Origin of the sequence: Bacillus sp. AFS040349 (genome assembly GCF_002577655.1) — a bacterium.
Classification (GTDB): Bacteria; Bacillota; Bacilli; order Bacillales; family Bacillaceae; genus Metabacillus.
In genome coordinates this window covers 1-25726 of sequence record NZ_NUMC01000014.1, presented here as the reverse complement: position 1 = coordinate 25726, position 25726 = coordinate 1, and the positions used below count along the sequence as shown (strand labels likewise).

24 protein-coding genes are annotated in these 25726 nt (G+C 38.0%); 4 read left to right on the top strand and 20 right to left on the bottom strand.

The genetic code is table 11. The features are described from left to right. Window positions 1-127: 127 nt before the first annotated feature. The 5 genes from argS to speE form a co-directional block, all read right to left on the bottom strand. Window positions 128-1798 (bottom strand): arginine--tRNA ligase, encoded by a 1671-nt coding sequence (gene argS / locus COD11_RS03640; RefSeq protein WP_098795398.1) that lies wholly within the window; start codon window positions 1796-1798, stop codon window positions 128-130. Next, window positions 1795-2226, bottom strand: a complete 432-nt coding sequence (locus tag COD11_RS03635; protein ID WP_098795397.1) for a YwiB family protein — start codon at window positions 2224-2226, stop codon at window positions 1795-1797. The genes argS and COD11_RS03635 overlap by 4 nt, the downstream gene beginning before the upstream one ends. 165 nt (window positions 2227-2391) lie before the next feature. Beyond that, window positions 2392-3141 carry a CAP domain-containing protein gene (locus COD11_RS03630; RefSeq protein ID WP_098795396.1) on the bottom strand — a complete coding sequence of 250 codons (750 nt, stop codon included), beginning with the start codon at window positions 3139-3141 and terminating at the stop codon, window positions 2392-2394. A 1107-nt stretch (window positions 3142-4248) separates the two neighbouring features. Next, window positions 4249-5130 carry an agmatinase gene (speB, locus tag COD11_RS03625; RefSeq protein WP_098795395.1) on the bottom strand — a complete coding sequence of 294 codons (882 nt, stop codon included), beginning with the start codon at window positions 5128-5130 and terminating at the stop codon, window positions 4249-4251. Between the two features lie 55 nt (window positions 5131-5185). Next, on the bottom strand, window positions 5186-6016 hold the full coding sequence (speE, locus tag COD11_RS03620) for a spermidine synthase (RefSeq protein ID WP_098795394.1): 831 nt from the start codon (window positions 6014-6016) through the stop codon (window positions 5186-5188). 226 nt (window positions 6017-6242) lie between these two features. Here speE and COD11_RS03615 point away from each other — a divergent pair, with 226 nt between their 5' ends. Beyond that, the gene (locus COD11_RS03615) at window positions 6243-8315 is read left to right on the top strand and encodes a transglycosylase domain-containing protein (protein ID WP_098795393.1); all 2073 of its coding nucleotides are present in this window, start codon (window positions 6243-6245) and stop codon (window positions 8313-8315) included. Window positions 8316-8553: 238 nt separating this feature from the next. On the opposite strand, the gene COD11_RS03610 is transcribed toward COD11_RS03615, so the two are convergent. The 5 genes from COD11_RS03610 to COD11_RS03590 form a co-directional block, all read right to left on the bottom strand. After that, window positions 8554-9069 carry a YwhD family protein gene (locus tag COD11_RS03610; protein WP_098795392.1) on the bottom strand — a complete coding sequence of 172 codons (516 nt, stop codon included), beginning with the start codon at window positions 9067-9069 and terminating at the stop codon, window positions 8554-8556. Between the two features lie 21 nt (window positions 9070-9090). Beyond that, window positions 9091-9765 (bottom strand): site-2 protease family protein, encoded by a 675-nt coding sequence (locus tag COD11_RS03605; protein ID WP_098795391.1) that lies wholly within the window; start codon window positions 9763-9765, stop codon window positions 9091-9093. A 182-nt stretch (window positions 9766-9947) separates the two neighbouring features. Next, complete coding sequence (locus COD11_RS03600) at window positions 9948-10469, bottom strand: YwgA family protein (RefSeq protein WP_098795390.1); 522 nt, start codon at window positions 10467-10469, stop codon at window positions 9948-9950. 75 nt (window positions 10470-10544) lie between these two features. After that, window positions 10545-11855, bottom strand: coding sequence for an HD domain-containing protein (locus tag COD11_RS03595; RefSeq protein ID WP_098795389.1), 1311 nt, complete (start codon window positions 11853-11855; stop codon window positions 10545-10547). 197 nt (window positions 11856-12052) lie between these two features. Then, window positions 12053-12277 (bottom strand): YuzB family protein, encoded by a 225-nt coding sequence (locus tag COD11_RS03590; RefSeq protein ID WP_098795388.1) that lies wholly within the window; start codon window positions 12275-12277, stop codon window positions 12053-12055. A gap of 359 nt (window positions 12278-12636) precedes the next feature. Here COD11_RS03590 and COD11_RS03585 point away from each other — a divergent pair, with 359 nt between their 5' ends. Further along, a complete protein-coding gene (locus COD11_RS03585) occupies window positions 12637-13419 on the top strand; it encodes an RsfA family transcriptional regulator (protein WP_098795387.1) in 783 nt (260 codons plus the stop codon). Window positions 13420-13534: 115 nt separating this feature from the next. Then, complete coding sequence (locus tag COD11_RS03580; RefSeq protein ID WP_098795386.1) at window positions 13535-14353, top strand: EcsC family protein; 819 nt, start codon at window positions 13535-13537, stop codon at window positions 14351-14353. A gap of 5 nt (window positions 14354-14358) precedes the next feature. On the opposite strand, the gene lipL is transcribed toward COD11_RS03580, so the two are convergent. The 8 genes from lipL to pta all read right to left on the bottom strand — a co-directional run bounded on the left by lipL (window position 14359) and on the right by pta (window position 23652). Beyond that, entirely contained in the window at window positions 14359-15204 is an 846-nt protein-coding gene (gene lipL / locus COD11_RS03575) for an octanoyl-[GcvH]:protein N-octanoyltransferase (RefSeq protein ID WP_098795385.1), read from the bottom strand. A gap of 70 nt (window positions 15205-15274) precedes the next feature. Beyond that, the gene (speB, locus tag COD11_RS03570) at window positions 15275-16270 is read right to left on the bottom strand and encodes an agmatinase (RefSeq protein ID WP_098795384.1); all 996 of its coding nucleotides are present in this window, start codon (window positions 16268-16270) and stop codon (window positions 15275-15277) included. A 90-nt stretch (window positions 16271-16360) separates the two neighbouring features. After that, on the bottom strand, window positions 16361-17740 hold the full coding sequence (locus COD11_RS03565) for a sigma-54 interaction domain-containing protein (RefSeq protein WP_098795383.1): 1380 nt from the start codon (window positions 17738-17740) through the stop codon (window positions 16361-16363). Between the two features lie 127 nt (window positions 17741-17867). Next, window positions 17868-18521 carry a cyclase family protein gene (locus COD11_RS03560; protein WP_098795382.1) on the bottom strand — a complete coding sequence of 218 codons (654 nt, stop codon included), beginning with the start codon at window positions 18519-18521 and terminating at the stop codon, window positions 17868-17870. Window positions 18522-18524: 3 nt separating this feature from the next. Next, window positions 18525-19316 (bottom strand): carbon-nitrogen hydrolase family protein, encoded by a 792-nt coding sequence (locus tag COD11_RS03555; RefSeq protein WP_098795381.1) that lies wholly within the window; start codon window positions 19314-19316, stop codon window positions 18525-18527. An 8-nt stretch (window positions 19317-19324) separates the two neighbouring features. Continuing rightward, window positions 19325-20698, bottom strand: coding sequence for a purine-cytosine permease family protein (locus COD11_RS03550; RefSeq protein WP_098795380.1), 1374 nt, complete (start codon window positions 20696-20698; stop codon window positions 19325-19327). A gap of 18 nt (window positions 20699-20716) precedes the next feature. Then, window positions 20717-22174, bottom strand: coding sequence for an aldehyde dehydrogenase family protein (locus tag COD11_RS03545; RefSeq protein ID WP_442920049.1), 1458 nt, complete (start codon window positions 22172-22174; stop codon window positions 20717-20719). A gap of 509 nt (window positions 22175-22683) precedes the next feature. Continuing rightward, on the bottom strand, window positions 22684-23652 hold the full coding sequence (gene pta / locus COD11_RS03540) for a phosphate acetyltransferase (protein WP_098795379.1): 969 nt from the start codon (window positions 23650-23652) through the stop codon (window positions 22684-22686). 276 nt (window positions 23653-23928) lie between these two features. Here pta and hemQ point away from each other — a divergent pair, with 276 nt between their 5' ends. Further along, window positions 23929-24678: a hydrogen peroxide-dependent heme synthase gene (gene hemQ / locus COD11_RS03535; protein ID WP_098795378.1), complete on the top strand. Its 750-nt coding sequence runs from the start codon at window positions 23929-23931 to the stop codon at window positions 24676-24678. Window positions 24679-25108: 430 nt separating this feature from the next. Here the strand turns inward: hemQ and COD11_RS03530 are convergent, their stop codons facing one another. Further along, entirely contained in the window at window positions 25109-25459 is a 351-nt protein-coding gene (locus tag COD11_RS03530; protein WP_176550964.1) for a GNAT family N-acetyltransferase, read from the bottom strand. After that, a complete protein-coding gene (locus COD11_RS26655) occupies window positions 25425-25592 on the bottom strand; it encodes a hypothetical protein (protein ID WP_176550963.1) in 168 nt (55 codons plus the stop codon). Before COD11_RS26655 ends, COD11_RS03530 begins: the two co-directional genes overlap by 35 nt. Window positions 25593-25726 lie beyond the last annotated feature (134 nt).

Sequence of the window (25726 nt, the reverse complement as noted above, 5' to 3'; positions counted from 1 at the left end):
ACCGTTATCCGCGATGCTGGGATTTTATCCGCGATTTCCGAACCCTTATCCGCGATGCTGGGATTTTATCCGCGATCCCACAAAAAACCTCAGATGAGCAACTCTCATCTGAGGCAGATTTCTTTTTTTACATCTTTTCAGGTGCAGAAACACCTATGATCGTCAATGCATTTTGTAATGTAACTTGTGTTGCTTTCATTAGGCCTAGTCTTGCGCGGCTTTTTTCTGTGTTTTCAGGATCCAGCACTTTTTCAGCGTTGTAGAAGCTGTGAAGTGTTGATGCTAGGTCATAAATGTAATTTGTAATGCGGTGCGGAATACGTTTTTGAGCTGCTTCCGCTACTGCTTGTGGGAATTCGCCTAGTTTTTTCAGTAAGTCAAATTCTTTTTCTGATGAAATTTCATCTAATTTTAGGTTATCTTCAAATGATAATCCCTGTTCCTCACCTTGGCGCAGCATGCTGCAAATACGTGCATGAGCATATTGTGCGTAGTACACTGGGTTTTCGTTTGATTTTGATACAGCAAGATCCAGGTCAAAGTCCATATGTGTATCAGCACTTCTCATTGCGAAGAAGTAACGAACAGCATCAAGACCTACCTCTTCAATCAGATCACGCATTGTGACAGCCTTACCAGTACGTTTACTCATCTTCATTTTTTCACCGTTTTTGTATAGGTGAACAAGCTGAATGATTTCAACTTCAAGAGTATCCTTGCCATAGCCTAGTGCCTCAATTGCTGCCTTCATACGAGGAATATAGCCATGGTGGTCTGCTCCCCATACGTTAATTAGCTTTGTAAAGCCACGGTCAAGCTTGTCCTTGTGATAAGCAAGGTCTGGTGTTAAATACGTGTATGAGCCATCATTTTTGATTAATACACGGTCTTTGTCGTCACCAAATGTTGTTGAACGGAACCATGTTGCGCCATCTTCTTCATAGATGTGACCTTTTTCTTTTAATGCTACAAGGGCATTATCAATTTTTCCGTTGTGGTAAAGAGATGTTTCTGAGTACCACACATCAAATGGAACACGGAATTCTTCTAAGTCAGTTTTTAGCTTTGCCATTTCGTATTTTAATCCGTATTCTCTGAAAAAGCTTAGGCGCTCGTCTCTTGATTGATCAACGAACTTATCTCCGTACTCTTCTGCAAGCTTTTTCCCAATGCCAATAATGTCTTCCCCATGATAGCCATCCTCAGGCATTTCTTTATCCTTCCCTAGCGCTTGGAAGTAGCGTGCTTCTACTGAAAGAGCTAAGTTGTTAATTTGGTTTCCGGCATCATTGATGTAATACTCACGAGATACATCGTACCCAGCTTTCGCTAATACGTTACATAATGAATCACCTACAGCTGCTCCACGGGCATGACCTAAGTGAAGGTCACCCGTAGGATTTGCTGAAACAAACTCAACTTGAACTTTTTCTTTGTTTCCTACGTTTATTTCTCCATAGCTAACGCCTGCTTTTAAAATGTTTGGAATTAAGTCTGTAAGATAGCTATTATTCATGTAAAAGTTAATGAATCCAGGACCAGCAATTTCAATTTTTTCAATTGAACCTTTTTCTTTATCAAAATTCTCAACAATCGCTTCTGCAATGGCGCGTGGGGCTTTTTTCGCTACACGTGCAAGCTGCATCGCCATGTTTGTTGAATAATCTCCATGTGCCTTTTCCTTTGGAAGTTCTAATAATACATCTGGAATTTGCGCTTCTTCAGCTAAACCAGCTTTTAAAACGGAAGCTTTGATTTCATCTTTTAACCGTTCTTTGACTTGCTCAACGATATTCATTGATACTCCTCCTTATAGGTAATCATCAGTTTATGTACATGCTTTTCATTTTCATCTATTTGCAAATCATATAAAATAACGAGCTTATCTTCAAGCTCTGTTTTTTCTTTTGTTAGTGATTTTGTATATGTTTCTAATTGAAGCTTGCCAAATGGTGTACCATAATCGGTTAGTGTTACCTCATCTTCGATAAAACGCTGTTTCATCGTAACCGCACCAGATCGCATAACCATAACCTCACGATCAGCAATTTTCACAGTTGTTTTGACAGATCCGAGTTCATGAGTTTCATCATAACGGAGATAAATGGTTTTCCCCTTTAAAAAGTATTCACCTGTTGTTGAAACCTCAATCGTTTCTTTATCATCATCATGTTGATTCTGGATCTCCGACAACACATGGATTCTAATAGGCGTGCTTTCTGACATGTAGACACTCCCTTTCCATCATTCTCCTTTAACTTTAATAGTATAAAGAACACATTGCAACTACGCAAGAGAGAAAAATTCGGTGCCTGTCACTTCCCGAAGTTTGTCGAACGAGTTGGAAGACCACAAAAAAACAACCAGCTAATGCTGGCTGCTTCTCTTAACTTATTTCCCAATAAACTGCTGAGTCCAATAGTTACCTTCCGCTACATACCCTACCCCAATGTGAGTAAAGTTTGAACTTAGGATGTTTGCACGGTGGCCTGAGCTGTTCATCCACGCGTTTACAACTTCTTGTGGAGTGCGTTGGCCTTTTGCGATGTTTTCGCCTGCTGTACGGTATGTTACGCCAAATTTCTTCATCATATCAAACGGTGAGCCGTATGTTGGGCTTGTATGTGAAAAGTAGTTATTTTTTTGCATGTCTAATGATTTCTCACGGGCTACTTTGCTTAAAGTTAGATCAACTTTTAACGCTGGTAGACCTTGTTTTGCGCGTTCTTGGTTTGTTAAATCCACTACTTGCTGCTCGTATTGGCTAAGCTGATAGCTTGCTTGCTCGGTAGTTTGTTCTGGTTGAGCTGGTTGCTGTGTAGTAGGCTGTTGAGCTGCTGGCTCTTGAGTTGCTGGCTGTTCAGCCTTAGGTTCTTGAGCAACTGGCTGTTCAGTTGTTGGCTGCTGCACTACTTCTGTTGGCTGCTCTTCTTTAGTAGTTGTTTCAGGTTGTTGAATTTTAACATTACTAAAATATTTTTGGAGCAGAGCATTAATGCGCTCCATATCAACATTACCAGATTGATAATAGTAAACTTTTGATTGTGTAGTGTTTGAAGCCGCATCAGCTTTATCAACGATTGGATTTGCCATTAATAATGCTGCACCTGCTACGACTGACAATATGATTTTCTTTTTCATATGTTTCATCCTCCCTTATCAACTGCTTGCTGACGAACATATCGTATCATGTGTTTTTTTGTCATAATTAAGGGAGAATTTAACAATATTAGATTTTATGATGTTTTAATAGGTTAAAGGTCATATCATTTTTCAGACTCTATCAGGTGCTTCATAGAAAAAATAGACCTTCCGCTTTACTATGAATAATTTCCTATAAATATTTAAAAAATGGATTTTACACCAAATTTTTGTCCTTAAAATCCTGTTGACAGGTTTTTGTAAACAGTTAGGATATTACATTTATATCCGCTGTGTTACAAAGGTTAAGATTATTTCAGCTACCAGCCTGAAAGCATCGTAATGGGATCGTTTAATGTCTCTTAATATACTTTTTCCTAACTTCGGACTTAGCAAAAAAACTATTCTGCCTAAAAGGGTTCGCATTTCCTTTTATGCATGCTTTTATCGCTTCTTTGCTTGAAAATCATACGGAAATGGATATTTCTTACATACCCTTTCACCTTTATCGTCTTTTTTACTTTTTTTTAGGCTTTACGAATGGTTTTATCCTGCCTATCTTGCTAGAAGCATTCGTATTTACCCTTTACGCATGCTTTTATCGCTTTTTTGCTTGGAAACCATACAGAAATGGATATTTCTTACATATCCTTTCACCTTTATCGTCTTTTTTACCTTTTTTTGGGTTTTTCGAATGGTTTTCTCCTACCTATCTTGCTAGAAGCATTCGTATTTACCCTTTACGCATGCTTTTATTGCTTCTTTGCTTGAAAATCATACGAAAGTGGATATTTCTTACATATCCTTTCACCTTTATCGTCCTTTTTACCTTTTTTTAGGTTTATCGGATGGTTTTCTCCTACCTATCTTGCTAAAAGCATTCGTATTTACCTTTTACGGATGCTTTTATTGCTTCTTTGCTTGAAAACCATACGTATTTATAAATCAAACCTATTCCAAAATGTTTTTAAAATTAAAAGCGTTCACGGACCATTATTACATACAAAAAGCACCGCATTTCGCGGTGCCGTGCCCATTAGCTATACATTTTACCGTCCAATGACGACAGTAAACAGAACCCGTAAAAAATATAGGGCCTCTCTCTTCTTACCCTTTTTTCTGCACTAGACCAAGAATCATTTCTCTAATAATTTTACTCGCTGTGTTTGCTGTTTGCTCAGAATGATCATAAATTGGCGCAACCTCAACTAAATCTGAACCAACAACACGTACATCTGAATGAGCAATTTCATGAATAGATGCTAAAAGTTCTTTTGATGTGATACCACCAGCGTCCACGGTACCTGTCCCCGGTGCATGTGCAGGGTCAAGGACATCAATGTCAATTGTTAAGTAAACCGGACGACCTGCAAGGGTTGGTAAAACTTTTTTTAATGGCTCAAGTACTTCAAACTTCGAGATGTGCATGCCCACTTCTTTTGCCCAACGGAACTCTTCTTTCATACCAGAGCGAATTCCGAACGAGTAAACATTTGTTGGTCCGATGTGATCTGCAATTTTTTTGATTGGTGTTGAATGTGATAAAGGCTCACCTTCATAATCATCACGAAGATCTGTATGGGCATCAAAGTGAATAATCGCAAGATCTGGGTACTTTTTGTACATAGCTTTCATCACAGGCCAAGAAACTAGATGCTCTCCACCCATGCCTAGTGGGTATTTTCCGTCTGCAAGTAACTGATCGATATATTCCTCAATCATATCAATGCTTTTTTGCGGGTTTCCGAAAGGCAGTGGGATGTCACCAGCATCGAAGTATTTTACTTCTTCAAGCTCTTTATCTAAATATGGGCTGTATTCTTCAAGTCCGATTGATACTTCACGAATACGAGACGGGCCAAAGCGTGAACCTGGGCGGTAGCTTACTGTCCAGTCCATTGGCATCCCGTAAATTACAGCTTCACTTTCTTCATAGCTTGGATGACTTTTAATAAAAACATTACCTGAATAGGCTTCATCAAATTTCATTGAGTTTTTCCTCCGTTCTTAAAAAAAGTGAGGCTTTACCCTCACTTTGTCTTTTTTATTTAATTAAGTCGCTAACAAACTTCGGTAAAACAAAGCACGCTTTGTGAAGTTCTTTCGTGTAGTATTTTGTTTCGATTTCGTGAAAACGCTCTTCACTGACTTCAAGTGGATCGTATTTTTTAGAACCAATTGTGAATGTCCATAATCCACTTGGATATGTTGGGATGTTCGCTGTGTATAGACGTGTGATTGGGAAGATTTCTTTTACGTCACGTTGAACATTTGTAATTAATTCTGGTGTGAACCAAGGGTTGTCCGTTTGCGCAACGAAAACACCATCCTCTTTAAGTGCTTTTGAAATACCAGCATAGAAGCCTTTTGTAAATAAGTTTACGGCAGGTCCCATTGGTTCTGTAGAATCAACCATGATTACGTCATATTCATTTTCGCTTTCAGCAATATGCATGAAGCCGTCGCCCACTTTTACCTCTACACGTGGATCGTCAAGTTTTCCTGCAATTTCAGGAAGGAATTTTTTTGAGTACTCAATTACTTTTCCATCAATATCAACAAGTGTTGCTTTCTTCACTTGTGGGTGCTTAAGAACTTCGCGAATAACGCCACCGTCTCCACCACCAACAACTAATACGTTCTCAGGGTTTGGGTGTGTAAATAAAGGAACATGCGCAACCATTTCGTGGTATACGAATTCGTCCTTTTGAGACGTCATAACCATTCCATCAAGAAATAGCATGTTGCCGAACTCTTCTGTTTCAACCATTTCTAAATATTGAAAATCTGTTTGCTCTGTATGTAACGTTTGCTTCACTTTTAATGTAATCCCAAAATTCTTCGTTTGTTTCTCTGTGTACCATAATTCACTCATGTAAAACCATCCTTTCAAATTGGAACAAGGGGACAGGTTCTGTGTCCCATTTTTATGGGACACAGAACCTGTCCCCCTGTCCCTTCAAACTATAGATGAATCTAGCAGATATTGAGGAAAAAATCTATGACTTTTTTTCAAAATGTTTAAAAAGTCGGAAAAAATCCCATAATGGCTAACAATATGCTCATTCGAAAAATCAATACTTGTAGAGGAGGTGAGCATGATGGATGTGATTACACCGAAACGAATTAAAATCACATTAAAGACATTACGTGCCATAACATTTATTAGTTTGTTATTACTTGTCTTTTTGTCGACAGTTATATTAAGTATTGTTTTATATGCAAAATGGCAAGGACCTCCCTCTTTATCCGTTCCACAATCAACGATTATTTATGCAAGTGACGGATCAAAAATAGGAGAATTACATAATGGACAAAAACGATATTGGGTTAATCTTGATGATATTTCTCAGCATGTTATAAACGCAACCATATCCATTGAGGATCAAAGCTTTTATGAACATAACGGATTTGACTATAAGCGGATAGCTGGTGCAGCTTTGGCTGATATAAAAGCAATGGCAAAGGTCCAGGGAGCAAGTACAATTACCCAGCAATATGCGCGAAATCTATTTTTAAAGCATGAAAAAACATGGCAACGAAAAGCAAATGAGGCTCTCTATACCATTCGGTTGGAGCAGAATTATAGCAAAGATAATATCCTAGAGGGTTATTTAAATACGATTTATTATGGACATGGTGTTTATGGAATTCAGGCCGCGTCAAATTACTATTTTGGCAAAAACGCAAGTGAACTAACACTTCCTGAAGCTGCTTTACTTGCCGGTATTCCGAAAGGACCTAATTTATACTCTCCTTATGTGAACCGCGAGAAAGCCGAAGAAAGACAGCATGTTATTTTACATACGATGCAAAATGAAGGCTATCTTACTGAGAAGCAATTACAAGAGGCCGTTTCAACGGAACTCGTTTATAAAACAAAGACGGAAAAAGTTGATAAAGGATTTGCAGGTTATTATCAGGATGCAGCTATGAGTGAGCTGTCAGATAAACTAAATTTGGATGTTCAAGCTGTTCAAACACAAGGCTTAAAAATTTATACAACATTAGATGTAAATATGCAGAAAAAAGCCGAGGAAATTGTAGCAAAAACTATAGCTGAAGAATCTGACATTCAAACAGGGATGGTTGCGATTGATCCTAAAACAGGCTACGTTAAAGCATTAATCGGTGGACGTAATTATGAAGAAAGTCCATTCAATCGTGCCATTCAAGCAAAAAGGCAGCCCGGATCAACAATAAAGCCTTTACTCTATTATTCAGCCATCATGAAAGGCTTCACTCCAGCAACAGAAATGAAAAGTGAGCCAACCTCTTTTGCCTATGATGATGGAAAAGCAACCTATAAACCGAGTAACTACAACGACTATTATGCTAATGACTTTATTACGATGCTACAGGCAATCGCTCTGTCTGATAATGTTTTTGCTGTAAAAACTCATATGTTTATCGGCATGGAGGAACTAATCAAAACAGGTGAATTACTGGGGCTTTCAACAAAAATTAAGGAAAATCCATCTGCTGCGTTAGGAACATCACCTGTTCGTCTCGTTGATATTGTAAATGCTTATGGAATTCTCGGTAACGGTGGCAAAAAAATAGAACCGACCTTTATTACAAAAATTGAGGATGCACAAGGTGAGGTCATTTACAAAGCAGATCGCGAGAAAGAACAAGTCCTTAATGAGCAAGCTGCTTTTGTTACGACTCATATGATGAAAGGAATGTTTGATACTTCTATTAATGATTACACATCTGTCACTGGACACAGCATCGCTGATTCCTTAACAAGAGATTATGCCGGAAAATCTGGTACAACCTCAACAGACAGCTGGATGATTGGAATGGCTCCACAACTCGTCACAGGTGTCTGGACAGGGTATGATAAAGGCAAAACAATCGACCTTGTCCAAGAACGTAGCTACGCAAAAACGATTTGGTCCACCTTTATGGAAGAAGCTCTCGACAAACAGTCTGTGAAAGCATTCCGTCCACCTGATGGAGTGGTTGGCGTGTATATTAATCCAGCTAGCGGTAAGCTCGCTACAAAGGACTGCCCCGTTCGCAGATTAACCTACTTTATTGCAGGCACTGAACCTACTCAATATTGTGAAGAACATATCGATGAGTTGAATGGTTTGGATAAAGAACAAAAGCCTGAGGAGCAGAAAAAAGAAGGCTGGTTTGATAAGTACTTTAAGTGGTGGGATTAGATAACGACGGCTAGACTGAGGTGCTTATAATCGATGGCGAAATCTGAGAATCGCGGATATTCCTAAAATTGCTGATATCACCAGTCATCTATAAAATAAATAAAAAACCCCGAGCAAACAAGTCGCTCGGGGTTTTTTATGTCCTAGTTTTATAACTGTATATCTAGTCTACTAATTTTCCCAGTGAACCACAAGAATTTACTTATTTGTTCACGTAATTTTCACACTTTGGACAAATTTAATGAGCTGTGTTCAAATTGTCCTTTAACTTTTGCTCAGAATTCTCCCACATATTTGGGTCATGTTTTTTCAGAAAATCTGTAAGAATTTCTTTTGAACGATCATCCATATGATCAACGATGATATGGCGTTTGATCGATTTATCCATACGGTTTACATGCTCTGGAAGTGATTTGTATCCTCTTCTGATGCTGCGATCGACTGTCATTTCACAGGCTGTTACTCCTGCATAATAAGGACCATCTGTTTTGCGGTCAATCGTCACCCAAACTAACCAATATGGTTTACCATTTGGTACTTCTTCTTTCGTTTTAAGAAACTTGATTCCCTTTTCCACGACACTTCTTGCATGCATCGCGCCAATATCAACAAAGGCTTCTCCTTCTTCGATATCAACAAATACAGGTGAGACATTATCAAGGCTGAGCGCTCCAACACCGAAGCCGCCATGTCCGTCTGTTGGATCACTTTTTATAATATTAAAGCCAATGCTTTTTTTCTTTTTTTCTTCCATATTGGACCTCCTAACTTGTTTTTACAATAAAGGACTAAGCAAAAAGTGGAATGTGTTCATCACGATTGCTCTTCCTACTTCAAATATTGGTTGAATAATATACGCATCTAATGGTGTAATCACAAGGATTAAGAAAATAATGATTCCATAGCTCTCATACTGTGTCATCTTTGAGCGGATATGTGTTGGTGCTAAATCTTCGATAATTCTGTATCCATCCAGTGGTGGAAACGGAAGCAAATTAAAAATAAATAAAATCACATTAAGAGACACAAAAATATTAAAAAACTGTTCAAGGCTTGTTACCATATTGTCTGGCAGTGCAGAAACAGCATTCGTTGTTAATAATATATACCAAATGGCTGTTCCTATAAAAGCAAGCACCAAGTTACTTAACGGACCAGCGATGGAAACCAACACACCTGCCAGGCGTGGACGTTTGAAAAAGTAACGATTTACCGGAACAGGTCTTGCCCAACCGAATCCTGCTATAAAAATAAGGATCGTACCAAATGGATCTAAATGGGCCAGTGGATTTAGTGTTAATCTCCCCTGCCGCTCTGCCGTCGGATCACCGAATTTATAAGCCACATAGGCATGAGCAAATTCATGGAGAGTAAAAGCCACCATAAGTGTAATGATTACATATGGAAACACTTCTAACGGAAACGCTAAAAAGCTACTAAAGTCGTTCATTTTTAACCCCTTTGGTTTTTAAAGTATGTAGGAATCACTCTATTATATGAAAGATCTTGAGGATTCATTATTCTTCTAGCTTAACATGTTACATACTAGATGTTCGACTAAAGTATACTATATTTAGCCTAAAATGAAAAAGACACGCCCGTTAATAGATGATAAAAAAACCGCCAAAAATATTAATTTTTGACGGCCTCATTTTTCACAAGGTTTTTAATCGATTTAATATATTCATATGCATCAGCGATTTCTTCTTCTGTATAGCGCTGCTTGCTTTTTAGCGTGAATACTTTTTCCTTCACTTCTTCTTCTGTTAGTCCTTCAAAGTATAAAACGGTTGAGACTAATTCTAAAAAGCGAGAACTTTGTTCATTTAAGTTTAGCATACATTCCTTGAGTGGTGGCATGTCCAGGTCATAGTGTCCGAGAAATTCACTTCCTGTATCTGTTAAGGAATATCTGTATTGAAAATATCCACCCTTTTTTTCATGAACTTCCTCTAAAAAGCCTAGGTTGCAAAGCTCTTCAATTCGTAAAGTAAGCTCTTCTGAATATGGTCCGTAAAAGTGGAAATTGTATTTTTCATAAAAAGGCAGATCAATCTTTTTTGCAATATAAATCATTTTTTGCAGTTTTTTCCGACCAATGATTTCCCCAGCAGATGAAATAACCTTCATCAGCTTTGCATGTTCTTTCATCAATGCCCCGTCATCTCCTAACTCTTTCTTTGTTTCATCGTTAAAAAATTTATGTTTAGTCTCAAGATGAGGACGTGATCATTCCTCTTTCTTTTTATCTAAGTTCAGTAACTCAAGAATCTTCTTCTTAGCAGCTTTTTTCGTTGAAAAGTCTTCTAATAAGTCCAATGGAAAATATAATTTATGGTCCGTTCTTCTTTTTCCAGAAATAGCATCCACAATCTCTGATTCTCTTGATAATTCTCGCAAATCACCGTTAGACATTAATAAATGAATAGGTAACCGTTCCTCTTCTTCACCTGGACGGTAAAAATCATAAGGCAGATCTGAGGAGGAATCTACTACAAGATAGTACTCCGGATCAATTCCAGCCTTTTTAAATAGAGTTGTAAGCTCCATTAGTGTCATCATTTGGACATTTGGATTGAACTCCACATATTTAAAGAGCTGACGGTTCATAAAACGACAGCATAAGTCACGTAATATAAGATCGTCTTCATCTTGCCAAGCTTGGAAATAATACAAAATAATGGATTCATCCAGCTTTAAGTAATCCTGAAGAGTTAGCTCTTCTTCAAATAAGGAATAAAAATGAATAGGATCATGTTTGAAGGTATAAAACTCTTGGTGGAGTTGTTTTGCACGATGAAGGATTTTGGTTAAAATCACTTCAGCACTGCGCGTAACCGGGTGAAAATACACCTGCCAATACATTTGATATCGGCTCATAATGTAATCTTCAACGGCATGCATACCACTGCTTTTAATGACAACCTGATCCTCACGCGGTCTCATTACCCGTAAAATCCGTTCCATATCAAAGTGGCCATAGCTAACACCAGTGTAATAAGCATCACGTTGCAGATAATCCATACGATCAGCATCAATCTGGCTAGATATTAAACTAACAACCTGTTTCTTTTCATAGGTTTTGGCAATAACCTCTGCGACCTTTTTAGGAAAATCTTCTTCCACTTCTTTTAACACTGAGTTTACCTCAGTATCTCCTAGTATAATCATCTGAGTAAAATCTTCATGATCAAGGTGGAATACCTTTTCGAATGAGTGAGAAAACGGACCATGACCTAAATCATGTAATAAAGCCGCACAAAGGCATAACAGCCTTTCTTCATCATCCCATTCCGGTCTTCCTTTAAAAACATCATCAACGATTCTGCGCACAATTTCATAAACACCTAATGAATGGTTAAATCGACTATGCTCAGCACCATGAAAGGTTAGATAGGTTGTCCCTAATTGACGTATTCTTCTTAAACGCTGAAATTCCTTCGTACCGATCAGATCCCAAATGAGCTTATCACGTACATGAATATAGCGGTGAACGGGATCCTTAAATACCTTTTCTTCAGACAACTTTCTATTTTTCATTGTCTTCCACTTCCGTTCTAACTTAATCACTAATACCTAATCTTTCTCTCATCACTACATCATCTATTATATCGGGTTCCATTCGACAATCCCACCCATAATTCGGAAATCCGTTCGACAAACTTCGGGGAGTGACAGGCACCACAAAACCCAGTCCCCAAACAAAAACATCACCATGCATTTAACACAAGGTGATGTTATTTTCCCAATTTCTTTTCGATCTTTTCGATGAGTTCGTCTTCTGTTAGTGCAGCTAGTGGACGGTTGTTAACAAAGGCGAATGCTTTTTTTCTGCCTGGTCCACAGTAAGATTGACATGCAATGTCTATTGTAGCTTCTGAATCTATTTTTTTTAATTTTGGTATGAGTGTTTTAATGTTTGTTGCTTGACAATCATCACAAATTCGAAATTCATTTGCCATCGATTATCCAGTCCCTTCTATTCGAACGGTACAATTCTACCGTTTTTTCACTAAGAGACATTTTACCTTGATTCGACCTGTGATGCAAGTACGCTGAAGCTAGGCTCTTGTCATATTTCATTTCCTCCTGCGGTTGCATTTTCCATTTCATTTTATAAACATGAGTAAAAATGGTTATAGTAGATTATAAAAATGAAAGATAGTCACCAATTTTCACAGCAATTTACAGGGATATTTATTTGTTTTTGAAAAAATCTACTATCCTCTTAAGAAAATTGTATAAAACAAGTCATTCTTGTCCATGCTTAGTAACAGTTAATAGTAAACAATATTTATTTCACATAGGGAGTTGGACATTTATGAAACAAAGACAAGACGCATGGTCAGAAGAGAATGATTTATTACTAGCCGAAACCGTTTTACGACATGTTCGTGAAGGCAGCACACAGTTAAATGCATTTGAAGAAGTTGGAGATAAGTTAAATCGTACTTCTGCTGCATGTGGGTTCCGCTGGAATGCTGTAGTTCGTCACGACTATGAAAAAGCATTGCAACTAGCGAAAAAACAACGTAAACAAAGAATGAGAGCTTTAGGAAAAGGACAACCTGTTAAAAAGCAATTACTTTATACACCAGATTCTCCTTCTGGAGATATAGAAGATTTCGATGAACAAGAAGAGCAATCAATGATGTCAATGTCTGCTTTAGAAAGCCATATGGCAGAGGTAATGCCTGCAGATGAAGATGTATCAACATCATTTACAAAACAAGCACAACCAGCACCAGTAAAACAACCTGTTGCCACCCACCAAACTCAAGCTACAACTAATAGATTAACAATGGATTCAGTTATTGCATTCTTGCAGTCTTATAAAACAAGCAGCGTTCAATCAGAAGCATTAAAAAGTGAAAACCTTCGTTTAAAGCGTGAAGTTCAAGAGCTTTCTTCACAAAATGATGAACTACAAAAGAAAGTGAACAGATTAGAACAAGACACCGTTACCGTTCAAGAAGACTATGAAACATTAATGAAAATCATGAACCGCGCGAGAAAGCTTGTTCTATTTGATGAAGAAGACCGCACAGTGCCAACTACATTTAAAATGGATCGCAATGGAAATTTAGAGAAAATGGCTGAATAGTTCTAGTTGAAGACGTGATAACCACGTCTTTTTACATTTTATAAAACTTTCATGAAACTCTATTGAATCTTCATTCGTATATAGTGATCATATCAAGTGAAAAGGTTGGTTTAACATGGAAAATCAATATTGGCTGCAATCAGAATTAAAGATCATTGAAAAATGGGAGCAGGATCAAAAAGGGGTTTGGTTTTGGGAGCGAATTGGTCGCCTTCCTTTTAAGCTATTAGATAAAATCACTCCAGCTTTTATTCAAAAAAAGATTGGTGTTCTTTTAGATGAATTAGGGCAATTCGTCCAAACAGGTGGACAATATTTAACACAGGAAAAACTTGTGTTAGGAAAGCTGAGAAAGAAGGCTGGTAACGAAGCTTTAACACTTACCGACATTTCCACTCTTCCCCTCTCAACGATGGATGAAGTAGGCGCAGAGTTAAAGTCAAATCGAAGCAAGCTCGCGACCATTCAAGGAGCTACAACAGGGGTTGGCGGAATTTTCACCCTCGCCATTGATATTCCTGTTCTACTCGGTCTTTCCTTAAAAACGCTTCAAGAAATAGCAATCACATATGGATATGATCCTAGTAAACGCGAGGAACGGATTTTCATTGTAAAATGCCTTCAGTTTTCTTCTGCCGATATTGTTGGAAAACAGGCGATATTAAATGAATTATCATCATTCTACAAACGAAGTGAAAGCACAAATAATGAAATGATTTCACAGCTTCAAGGCTGGCGTGAGGTTGTTTACACATACCGCGATCAATTTGGGTGGAAAAAACTACTTCAAATGGTTCCAATCGCAGGCATCGTATTCGGGGCACTAACAAATCGCTCTATGATTCACGATTTATCAGAAACAGCAATTATGTTGTACCGGAAAAGAAGAATACTAGAAAAACTAGATGCATACGAAAAAGAGTTAGCTGAGTAAGTCAGCTAACTCTTAAATACTTTTTCATTGCGATCGATCATTCGCACCAAATTTTGTTGAAATAGAAGCTGCTCATCCACTGTAAGAGAAGATGAAATTAGCTCCTGACTATGTTCCTTCAACGTAAGTAGCAGTTCATACAACATCTTTTCAACCGTTAGCTCTACTTGAAGTAAATCACTAAGTGAAGACATCGTTTCCGGTTTAATCACTGGAAACGTAAACTTCGTTTGTTCATTTCTTAAAGAAAGCTCATAAAACTGACGAATAAGGTCAGCTCTTTCTTCGCCGCTCCCTGTTACACAAAGATAAATCTGAACAGCAACTCCACCGCGCAGTCTTCTTTGCGATATTCCTGCAAATTTCTTACCGTTTATACTTAAATCATAGCTGCCAGGACAATAAGAGCCAACAATTTCACGTGCTTCAATATTGGCATCGTATTTTTTCAGCATCAGTTTAATTAAATCAAGCATCGCATCATAGCCGCGATCAATATCAATTCCTTTTTCACTATCAGGAAAAATAAGCGATATATTTAATACATCCTTGTCTAATACAACTGCAAGGCCTCCAGAATTTCGAACAATCACATGATATCCTTGGTTTTTGAGAAATTGTACACCTTCCTCTAAATATGGAAGCTTGGTATCTTGTATTCCCAGCACAATCGTTTTATGATGCACCCACGTTCTCACCGTTGCTGGTGACTCATTTTTTCCAACACTTGCACACAAAGTGTCGTCAATTGCAAACGAGTGCTTCGCATCAAATTGCGGTCCCAGGCTTGATTGATCAATGATCCTCCACTGTGGCTGATGGATTAAAGAGGAAGGTAATAGATTGGTCATGATGAATTACTCCTTAAAACAGTTTCGTTCATTCATTATACCACTATTAGTCTTCATTCTATCCTCATTTTCATTTCCAAATCCCGTTATTCACCTCTACTTGTTCTTCTGAAGCTCCTTCTGCTAATCTTCGTTTTTTTAACGCAACTAAGCTAATCATCTCAAATGCTACAGCTGATGCCAATGCAGCAGTGATTTCTCCATGATCATAGGCAGGAAGCACTTCAACAAGATCAAATCCAACTAAATTAAGACCGTCAAGTGCTCTCACATATTCTAATGCTTCGTGACTCGTTGGACCTGCCACCTCTGGCGTACCAGTACCAGGTGCATAAGCAGGGTCCACAAAATCAATATCAAAGGTTACAAAAACAGGTCGATCTTTTCCTACTCGTTCGTGAATACGACGAATGACCTCTTCTTGACCGAGCTTCCTTGTTTCACTCATCGTGATTACTTCAAAGCCTAAGTCTTTAGCATCCTGGATATCACCTGGACCATATAAAGGACCGCGCATTCCGATTTGAATGGAATGATCCACATCTAGTAACCCTTCCTCAACTGCACGACGGAATGGTGTTCCGTGTGTATATTTTTCACCATAATAATGATCCCACGTATCACCATGTGAATCAAAATGAACCAATGCAACCGGGCCATATTTTTCATGAAAAGCACGTAAATTTCCTAATGAAATGGAATGGTCTCCTCCTAAAATAATCGGCACAACTCCTTTATCTAAAATCGGTTTTAATCCTTGCTGCATTCTGTCATACGTTCTCAGCACATTACCAGGAACAATATCAATATCACCGTAATCCACACCAGAGCAATAATCAAAAATATTAATATCCTGATCAGGATTATAAGGTCTTAATAAAACAGAAAAATTACGAATATGCTGCGGGCCGTAACGTGCCCCCACTCGGTTTGTGGCTGCTGTATCAAAAGGTACACCAACCACAACAAAATCAACAGAATCTGTTGTTGGAAGAAGTTCTAATCTCATAAATGTTCGAATTCCAGAAAAACGCGGTGATTGGGAAGAATCTTTTGGTTGATACATTGTGAACCGACTCCTTTTTATCTTAAGTTTTAATATGAACAAATTGAAAAAAGCATGACATTATCTGTCATGCAAAATCCGTGCCACCTATTAATCTATGTGATATTTTTTTAACTTTCTCACCGCTGTTGGTTGACTGATACCAAGCTTTTCAGCGATTTTTGTGGTGGTGATAAATTTTTCCTTTGCCTGTTGAAACACCTTACTCTCGACTTTTTCCAAAATTTCTTTTAACGAGTTACTTTCTAAATGATAAACAATGTCAGAATTGCTTTCTGATCGGTAGGATTCTGGCAAATTATCTACAGAAATTAACTGACTTGGAGTAGTCACAACGAGCCGCTCTATTAAGTTCATTAACTCGCGAACATTGCCCTTCCATTTATGGGTGATTAGATGCTCCATGACGGCATCATCCAATTCTCTTGTTCGATGATATTTTTGAGAAAAATAATCTAAAAAATAATAGATAAGTGGCACAAGATCTCCGCTTCGTTCCTGTAACGACGGAACATGAATCGGTACAACATTTAGCCGAAAATATAAATCTTCTCGAAATAGCTTTTGCTCGACCAACTCTTGAAGATGTTGATTTGTTGCAGCAAGCAATCGGAAATCCACTTTTCTTAGTTTTGTCCCACCTACGCGGTAAAACTGCTTTTCTTGAATGAGTTTTAAAAGCTTTACTTGATTTTCAAGAGAAAGCTCGCCTACTTCATCTAGAAAAAGCGTTCCACCTTCTGCTAGCTCTGCAAGGCCCATTTTTCCACTTCTATTTGCACCGGTAAAGGAGCCAGCTTCATAACCAAAGAACTCCGCTTCGAATAAGGATTGGGGAATGGCCCCGCAATTCACCTCGATAAATGGCTTTTTCTTTCGAGGACTTAGGTTATGTATGTATTTGGCAATTAACGATTTTCCAACACCAGACTCTCCTAACAATAAAACATTCACATCAACATCTGACACCTGCTTCGCCATTTGCAGCGTCATTTTCATTTTTTTATCCTCAGCAATTAGGCCATCTGCAGAGAGATGTTCCTTCTTTAACGATTGAATCTCGTCTTTCACACGCGTCATTTCATCTTCCATTTTTGATAAATAGCTTTTCATCGTTAATAGTTCCGTTACGTCGTGTGAGTAACTAACAACTCGGTGAATTTCACCCCTTTTGTCCACAACAGGAATGCCTGTGACTAAGAGCTTTTTTCCTTTATTTGTGCTTTGGACAATCGTTACTTTTTCCTTTTTCTTCAACACAATCGGGGTGATGGCAGGAGAAAATATTCCTTCACTTTCCAGCTCATAAACTGTACGGCCAATTAGCTTTTCATAAGGAATTTGGTAGATTTCTGCTGTTGCTTGTGTGGCGCGCAAAATTACTCCTTGTTCCGTTGTGACAAGCAAATCATCTTTTAGGGAGTTTAAAATTTCTTCTGCATCAGTAGTTGTGCTCACAGCTTGCTTCATCGTATCACCACCTCTTTTAGATTTGGTTATTCATCTATGTATAGTATATTCATTTTTGAATAGTCAGTCTATTTGTTTTTCATCCCTCGAAATAAAAAAAGGTCAGGGACCACTATCCCCAACCTATCTATTCTTCCATTTGAATCGCAATTGCGCGTACGGGGGATCCATCAATCCCCTTTAACTTTAACGGCAATGCAATAATGAATGGATTTTGAAAATCAATGAGAGCAAAGTTTGTGAAGTTTTCCCCGATGATTCCATTCACCTTTGTGATTAAATCATGTCCCTCAAACGAGCTTCCATCTGGTGGATCAATATTTAAAGCATCGATAAAGAAGGTTTTTATCCCTCTACTTAATAACTCCACGATGACCTCAGGCTTTAGATAAGGATGTTCATAATAAGCTGGCTGACCAAGATATTTTGACCAGCCTGTATGAAATAAGGCAATATCTCCTGCCTGACAATGATGTAACTTCTCCATAATATCTTCTAATATAATGGCCTCTTTTTTGTTTTTGCCCGTTACATCAAACAAAATTCCTCTGCCCATAAACTGCCGAAGCGGCACCTCATCAATTTTTTGACCATCGTTATTAAAGTGATACGGGGCATCAACATGTGTTCCAGTGTGTGAGCCAATTTTTAATAAACTAACATTGTAGCCGTCTCGTTCAAATGTCGCAGCAGGCTTCAGTGATGGCTCTGGGTCCCCCGGATAGATTGGGGTTTGTTCTGTAATGGATATGGATAGATCAACGACCTTTTTCATGTTTATCTCCTACCTTTTGAATAAATCATCGCGAAAGTCTGCTTGCATGGTGAAAAAAGACTCTTGAAGCTCTTTTCTTTGGTCAGTATCAAGTGATGCGAATAAAATCGCTTCTTCCTTTTCCTCTGATTTGACCATTACTTTGCCATCTGGCCCATAAATGGCTGATTTTCCAAAAAAATCAAGATCATTAGAAAGGCCAATATGGTTACAGGTTGCTATAAAGACTGTATAATCAATGGCTCTAGCCCTCGCAAACAGTTCATAAGGCTCATGATGTGGAGATTCCCATGCACTTGGGGCAAGAATCACTTCTGCCCCTTTTTGAGCTAGAGCCTTTGCTAAGTCAGGAAAAGCTAGGTCCCAACATGTCATCAAACCAAACTTTCCTATTTCAGATTCTACAACCACTATTTCTGATCCTGCTGTAAAAAACTTCTTTTCAAGGGGGGTTAAATGAATTTTTCGGTAGTTTGCGATTTTGTCACCATATGAGTTAGTCACCATTAAAGAGTTATAGATCATGTTAGTGTCTCCTTTTTCAACATACCCGTAAGCAATGGTGATTTCTTCTTGTTTTGCGACCTCTGACATGATTTGAAAATGTTCTCCATCTGCAGAATCAGCTACATCTAGTAATTCTTTTGTTAAAAAATAACCTGTTGAACACAGCTCAGGAAATATAATTATTTCAACATTCTGATATTTATTTTTACATGATTTTACTTGCTCGACCATTTTCTCCAGATTTTTTTGTTTATTTCCATTCGTATATTGTGATTGCACAATCCCTATGTTCATCCTGACTCTTACACATCCAATCTCGTATTTGATACTTCATCTGTTAAGTTCGGCTTTGTTACCTGCTTTGTTGCATACATGAATGCCCCGTATACAACTCCAGAGAAAACAAATGTTAAAATAGTGGATCCTACACTTAATGGTTTAATGTAAGTGAAATAAAAGGCAAATATTGCTCCAGCAATGTAAGATACATACGCAACATAGTTGATTCCGCTTTGGTATTGATATAATTTTTTCGTGTTTGACACAAGCTCCTCCGCATCATAACGGCCTTTTTTCAAAATGAAGAAGTCAACAATTACGATTGCAAATACTGGGATAAAAAGTGTTGCAATTAGCAGGACAAAATCAAAGAAATTTGTCATTAATGCTTCTTTCATTAACGCACCAAGTGTACAGATTATCCCTAAAATTAAGCCAGGCTTCCAAAAGCCAAACTTCGTGAAAACATTCATAAATGACATGGTCGCGCTGTATAAAGCCATAACATTTGTTGATAAAACTGAGAAGAAAACAACAATCGAAGCCACTAATCCAAATCCATATTGAGTCAATAATACAGTTGGGTCATATGTTTGTTCCATTCCATTTATAATACTAAATCCACTAACCGCAGCTCCCATCCCCATTGCAATTAAAGAAGCTACTACATAACCAGCGAATGTACCGATCATCCCTTTTTTCCCATCTTTACAATAACGATTAAAATCACAAACAGATGACATCCAAGAAAATGCTGTTGCCACAACGATATCAAACGCGATAACAGCTGTTAGAGCTGGATTTTCACTTAGTGTCATCGTGACAAGTGCCCCGGCATCATAGCTTGTAAATAATTTATAAAAAACGAGTGCAGACAAAATTAGCATTGCAATAGACACATATTTTTCAATACTTTCTACGCCTTTATGACCATAGATCGTAATTGCAACAACAAGGATTTCCGTAAGAATAACAAATAGATTAATATTGCTATAACCAAATGCATAATTCACAGCATAGTTTAAGCTCAGTCCCGCCATATAAGCCTGAATCCAGCTCCAGCCAACCAAGATAATCGTATTAACAATAGCCGGGAGAACAGCTCCTTTTTGACCGAAAGAAGCTCTCGTAATGACCATCGTAGGAAGTCCTGTACGCGTTCCAATTAAGCCTGTCATTGCTAGTGGTATAGCTCCAATTGCAGAGCCTAGTAAAATAGCAATAACAGCATCTTTGAACGAAATATCAGGTAAAAACATCATCCCCGTCATAACTGACGTAATGACAACATTGGCTGCGAGCCAAAGGGCAAACGTACTAAACAAACCCATGGTTCTTTCATTATTCTTTGTTGGTAAAATACTGTCTCTTCCAAATCCCTCTAAAACCTTTGCCATGCACTCATCCCCTTAAAATTAGTTATTTTTAAAGCTATACCAACCAAGCTGCCCGACTCTTTCTGATATATTTACATGCTTTGTTTCTGTGAATGAAGCTAAGCCTTGTGGACCCAACTCTCTGCCAATACCACTTTGTTTAAATCCTCCCCATGGCGCTTCAATATAAGGAGTATGGTAGCTATTAATCCAGATTGTACCCGCCTTAATTTTCGAGGCAATTTCCCTTGCCTTTTGTGCGTCAGAGGATAAAATTCCTCCTGCTAAACCAAATTTTGTCCCATTTGCCAGTTGAATTGCTTCTTCTTCATTTTTAAAGGTTTGAACCGTTACAACAGGACCAAATATTTCATCCTGAACAATTTTCATTTGCTGCTCGACATTTGTGAAAATCGTCGGCTCGATAAAGTAACCTGGACGTTCGATTCTTTTTCCTCCATAAGCAATGTTCGCCCCTTCTTCCAGACCGGTCGATATATAGTGCTGGACTTTTTCTAAATGCTGAGCCGACACTAATGAGCCTAGTTCCGTTTGCTCTTGCTCCGGGTCGCCAATTCTAATGTTAGATGTGTACTCAACAAACTTTTGTAGAAATTCTTCATATATTTTTTCATCAACAAGAATTCTTGAAGATGCCACACATACTTCTCCTTGATTAAAAAAAGCTCCAAACATAGCCCACTCAACAGCCTTCTCAAGCTCGGCATCAGCCAAGATGATTAGAGGAGATTTTCCACCGAGCTCCAAAGATACCCGTTTGAGAGAACTTGCACACTGTTCATTAATTTTTTTGCCTGTGATCGAGCTGCCTGTAAAGGAGATCTTATCAACATCCTCACTTTCAACGACGGTCACTCCAACAGCACCATCTCCAAGGATTAAGTTAAACACTCCTTTAGGAATATCTGTTTCAGCAATTAATTCTGTCAACTTTAGAAAAGATAATGGAGTTACTTCAGAAGGTTTAAACACAACTGTGTTTCCTGCTGCCAATGCTGGTGCCAGCTTCCACAACCCTAGTAAAAGTGGAAAATTCCAAGGTACAATTAACCCACAAACACCAATTGGTTCTTGAATGACCTCACTTACCGTTCCATCACTCATTTCTATTTTTTGAGGCTTCGTTTCACGAATTAATTTAGCGTAATAACGAATACAGCTAACACCATCTTCCACATCGATCTCTGCTTCTCGGAAGGGTTTTCCTGTATTTTCCGATTCGATTTTAGCAAACTCATTTTTTGACTCTTCCAATAGTTGGGCTAAATGAGTTAATGCTGCGGTACGCTTTTCTAGATTTGTCGCCCAATCAGATTGATCAAAAGCCTGTCTAGCTGCTGATATTGCATGAATTGTTTGCTCGCTACTAGCTTCATTTACTGTAGTGATGACCTCACCCTTCGCTGGATTTATAACCGTCCGCTGAGTTCCCTCTCCGGCCAACCACTGTCCGTTTATAAATAAGTCCTTAATAATAATCACTCCTTGTTTTTTGATAGCTTACTAGTTTTAATGCAAATACCATGCCAAGTTAGGGATAGTGTTGTTGCAAATTCTAATTTGCCCCTTGTATCATCTTGCAATATAGGATTTTTGAGTGCATGTTTGATGTTATGTTTTCTAACATAGGAGTTTTGGGTGTATAAGCTTACAATAGTGAGTGTACTTGTTGTTATTCAAAAATGAATAGGTTTGTGATGTGAAAGGGTAAGGGTGGTGGATGGGGTTTTCAAACTTTGGTTATGGTTTGGTTATGGTTATGAAGTACGTTTTCTCGGTTTATTCTTGCGCTTTTGGTCTTCATCATGAGTATGAAGACTGTTTCCCTTTTGATCACCTGCTATTTTAGTCTTCATTGCAAATATGAACGACATTTCCTCTCTAATCTCTCTCCATTTTGTCGTTTACCATCTCCCTCACAATCTTCCCCCCAAATAATAAAGACGCAAATCCTTTAATAGAATTCACGTCTCATCATTCATCTTTTAAGCTTGTGCAGCTGTGATTAACGCTAATTTGTAAACATCTTCTGCGTTACAGCCGCGTGATAGGTCGTTTACTGGTTTGTTTAATCCTTGTAGGATTGGGCCGACTGCTTCGAAGTTTCCTAAGCGTTGAGCGATTTTGTAGCCGATGTTTCCAGCTTCAAGGCTTGGGAAGACAAATACGTTTGCATCACCTTTGATCACTGAGTCTGGTGCTTTCTTTTCAGCTACTGAAGGTACAAATGCTGCGTCGAATTGGAATTCGCCGTCCAGTACGATGCTAGAGTCAAGGCCTTTTGCGATTTCAACAGCTTGTGACACTTTTTCTGTTTCTGGTGATTTTGCTGATCCTTTTGTTGAGAAGCTTAGCATGGCTACACGTGGATCAATGTTAAACATTTTCGCTGTTTCTGCACTTGCGATTGCGATTTCTGCAAGATCCTGACTATCTGGAGCAATATTGATTGCACAATCGGCAAAAACGTATTTTTCATCTTCACGTACCATGATGAAAACACCTGATGTTTTTTTGATGCCTTCTTTTGTTTTGATAATTTGAAGAGCTGGACGTACAGTGTCAGCTGTAGAGTGTGCTGCACCACTTACAAGTCCGTGAGCTTTTCCTAGATGAACAAGCATTGTTCCAAAGTAATTTTCATCCAAAAGGATTTTGCGTGCATCTTCTTCCGTTGCTTTTCCTTTTCTTCTTTCAACAAATGCAGCAACCAGCTCGTCCATTTCTGCATAGTTTTTTGGATCATAAATGTTTACACCGTCTAAAGTTAAGTTTAATTCTTTTGCTTTATTTGTTACTTCCTGCTCGTTACCAACTAAGATTGGTTGCAGAATTCCTTCACCAGCTAAACGGTTTACAGCTGTTAAAATTCGTTCATCTAAACCTTCAGGAAAAACAATTTTAATTCCTTGTCCTTTAACTTTTTCTTTTAATGTCGCAAATAAATCTGACACAAAAAAACCTCCTTGAGTATGTAAGAGAAATGCTTCCTTAACTAGGATACTCCACTTATTCTTAATTTCAAACCGTTCTGTCACACTGTAACGCTTACATCTAAATTTTTTTAATTTCAAAAAAATCTGTTAAATTCTTCGCTTCCACTTTTGGAGTTTTCCACTAATCCTAAGAATTTACTCTTTGTTGTTCAAGTTTTATTACCATGGTGAAATGGACAAGATATGATATAGTAAATGTGTACATAACGAATTCATAAATAGGAGTGAATATATATGAGTGAAGCAGCACAAACCTTGGATGGCTGGTATTGTTTACATGATTTCCGTACTGTTGATTGGTCTGCTTGGAAGCTGTTATCTAATGATGAGCGTGAGGCTGCCATCAATGAGTTTTTAGGTTTACTAGAAAAATGGGGCGTTGCCCAAGATGCGGAGCAAGGAAGTCATGCTCTTTATTCCATTACTGGTCAAAAAGCAGATTTCATGATGATGATTCTGCGTCCAACAATGGAAGAGCTAACTGAAATTGAGCTTGAGTTTAATAAAACAACTCTTGCTGAATTTACGATTCCTGCTTATTCTTATGTTTCTGTTGTTGAGCTAAGTAATTACTTAGCTGGTGAAAGCAATGAAGATCCTTATCAAAATCCACATGTTCGTGCTCGTCTTTATCCAAAACTACCAGAAGCAAAATACGCTTGTTTCTATCCTATGGATAAGCGCCGTCAAGGCAATGACAACTGGTATATGCTTTCAATGGAAGAGCGCCGCGATATGATGAAAAGCCACGGCTTAATTGGTCGTTCTTACGCTGGTAAAGTAAAGCAAATCATCACAGGCTCTGTGGGCTTTGATGATTATGAGTGGGGAGTTACTCTTTTCGCTGAAGATGTTCTTCAGTTCAAAAAGCTTGTTTATGAAATGAGATTTGATGAAGTTAGTGCTCGTTACGGAGAGTTTGGTTCTTTCTTCGTTGGAAACATCTTAAGTACTTCTAAATTGAATGATTATTTTTCGGTTTAATAAGTAAAAAACTGACTCTGTGATTGTAACAAGCTCGGTTTTTGAAGTACAAATTCGAATTAACATTGCTTTTGTTTAATTATTGCACTTGGATTAAAAAGCAATTTGGCAAGTATATTAGAAAAGAAAAATGCTTGGAGACAAATATGCTCCAAGCATTTTTTATACCAAGATCAGCACCTATAAAAGTGATATTCAGATCTTAAAGAATCTCCAGAAGATAAACGGATAAATTCCTCTTAAAGAGGAATTATCACGAAAAAAAGGTGAAATAGGTGGAAAGATTCCGCCTATTTCATTAAAAAGGATGAAAATGGGCAATTTTACTTTGCTTAACCGGAGAAATTCCGGTTATATCTCCCAACTGTGTTCAATGCTTCAATCTAACCGGAAAAACTCCGCTTATTTAAACTACGTTACTGTCCATGAGTCAGTTTTTTAATTTTTTCTCATAGCAATCTACTTCTCTTCCATCTTTAAACGGCTTCGTCTCATAATAGATAAATCCCAATGATTCCCAAAAGATTTTTGCATCCCTATTGTTTGTTAATACACCTAGTCTGATTGCTTGCTTTCCTGAATTTTTAATACTTTGCTCAAAAAGGTGATAAGCTCTTTTTCCAAAGCCCTTTCCTTTCCACTGTTCATGAATCATAAGCAATCCCAGCCAAGGATAGTGGTCCTTCGGGTTTTCAGGTAAATAGTCGATTAAGCCAATGTAGTCTTGATCAGCTTTTATAAAATAGCTATATGTAGCTGGGTTCAGAAACTCTTCCTTCATTTCTTTCATTGATCTTCATTGATCGAGTTTCCTTCCCATTTTCTAAAGCATTGTAGATTTTGTTCGAGAGGACAATTTCTTGCACCTTTTTCATTTTATCCTTTGTTACTTCTTCTAAAGTAATTGTAATCATTTAGCTTCTCCTTCAATATTTTTGTTTAAAAGGCATAAGTTGCTTGTTCGCAACATACCTATGAATGAGCAAAGATTGAGAAAAGATCCCTTTCGGTTTTATCACTTATTAATTTTGGTAGTGTCAAAAGATTT

What these genes read in the sequence shown, in the direction of transcription:
- argS (WP_098795398.1), bottom strand. Translation starts at nt 1,798, where the DNA reads ATGAATATCGTTGAGCAAGTCAAAGAACGGTTAAAAGATGAAATCAAA.
- COD11_RS03635 (WP_098795397.1), bottom strand. Translation starts at nt 2,226, where the DNA reads ATGTCAGAAAGCACGCCTATTAGAATCCATGTGTTGTCGGAGATCCAG.
- COD11_RS03630 (WP_098795396.1), bottom strand. Translation starts at nt 3,141, where the DNA reads ATGAAAAAGAAAATCATATTGTCAGTCGTAGCAGGTGCAGCATTATTA.
- speB (WP_098795395.1), bottom strand. Translation starts at nt 5,130, where the DNA reads ATGAAATTTGATGAAGCCTATTCAGGTAATGTTTTTATTAAAAGTCAT.
- speE (WP_098795394.1), bottom strand. Translation starts at nt 6,016, where the DNA reads ATGAGTGAATTATGGTACACAGAGAAACAAACGAAGAATTTTGGGATT.
- COD11_RS03615 (WP_098795393.1), top strand. Translation starts at nt 6,243, where the DNA reads ATGGATGTGATTACACCGAAACGAATTAAAATCACATTAAAGACATTA.
- COD11_RS03610 (WP_098795392.1), bottom strand. Translation starts at nt 9,069, where the DNA reads ATGGAAGAAAAAAAGAAAAAAAGCATTGGCTTTAATATTATAAAAAGT.
- COD11_RS03605 (WP_098795391.1), bottom strand. Translation starts at nt 9,765, where the DNA reads ATGAACGACTTTAGTAGCTTTTTAGCGTTTCCGTTAGAAGTGTTTCCA.
- COD11_RS03595 (WP_098795389.1), bottom strand. Translation starts at nt 11,855, where the DNA reads ATGAAAAATAGAAAGTTGTCTGAAGAAAAGGTATTTAAGGATCCCGTT.
- COD11_RS03590 (WP_098795388.1), bottom strand. Translation starts at nt 12,277, where the DNA reads ATGGCAAATGAATTTCGAATTTGTGATGATTGTCAAGCAACAAACATT.
- COD11_RS03585 (WP_098795387.1), top strand. Translation starts at nt 12,637, where the DNA reads ATGAAACAAAGACAAGACGCATGGTCAGAAGAGAATGATTTATTACTA.
- COD11_RS03580 (WP_098795386.1), top strand. Translation starts at nt 13,535, where the DNA reads ATGGAAAATCAATATTGGCTGCAATCAGAATTAAAGATCATTGAAAAA.
- lipL (WP_098795385.1), bottom strand. Translation starts at nt 15,204, where the DNA reads ATGACCAATCTATTACCTTCCTCTTTAATCCATCAGCCACAGTGGAGG.
- speB (WP_098795384.1), bottom strand. Translation starts at nt 16,270, where the DNA reads ATGTATCAACCAAAAGATTCTTCCCAATCACCGCGTTTTTCTGGAATT.
- COD11_RS03565 (WP_098795383.1), bottom strand. Translation starts at nt 17,740, where the DNA reads ATGAAGCAAGCTGTGAGCACAACTACTGATGCAGAAGAAATTTTAAAC.
- COD11_RS03555 (WP_098795381.1), bottom strand. Translation starts at nt 19,316, where the DNA reads ATGAACATAGGGATTGTGCAATCACAATATACGAATGGAAATAAACAA.
- COD11_RS03550 (WP_098795380.1), bottom strand. Translation starts at nt 20,698, where the DNA reads ATGGCAAAGGTTTTAGAGGGATTTGGAAGAGACAGTATTTTACCAACA.
- hemQ (WP_098795378.1), top strand. Translation starts at nt 23,929, where the DNA reads ATGAGTGAAGCAGCACAAACCTTGGATGGCTGGTATTGTTTACATGAT.
- COD11_RS03530 (WP_176550964.1), bottom strand. Translation starts at nt 25,459, where the DNA reads ATGAAGGAAGAGTTTCTGAACCCAGCTACATATAGCTATTTTATAAAA.
- COD11_RS26655 (WP_176550963.1), bottom strand. Translation starts at nt 25,592, where the DNA reads ATGATTACAATTACTTTAGAAGAAGTAACAAAGGATAAAATGAAAAAG.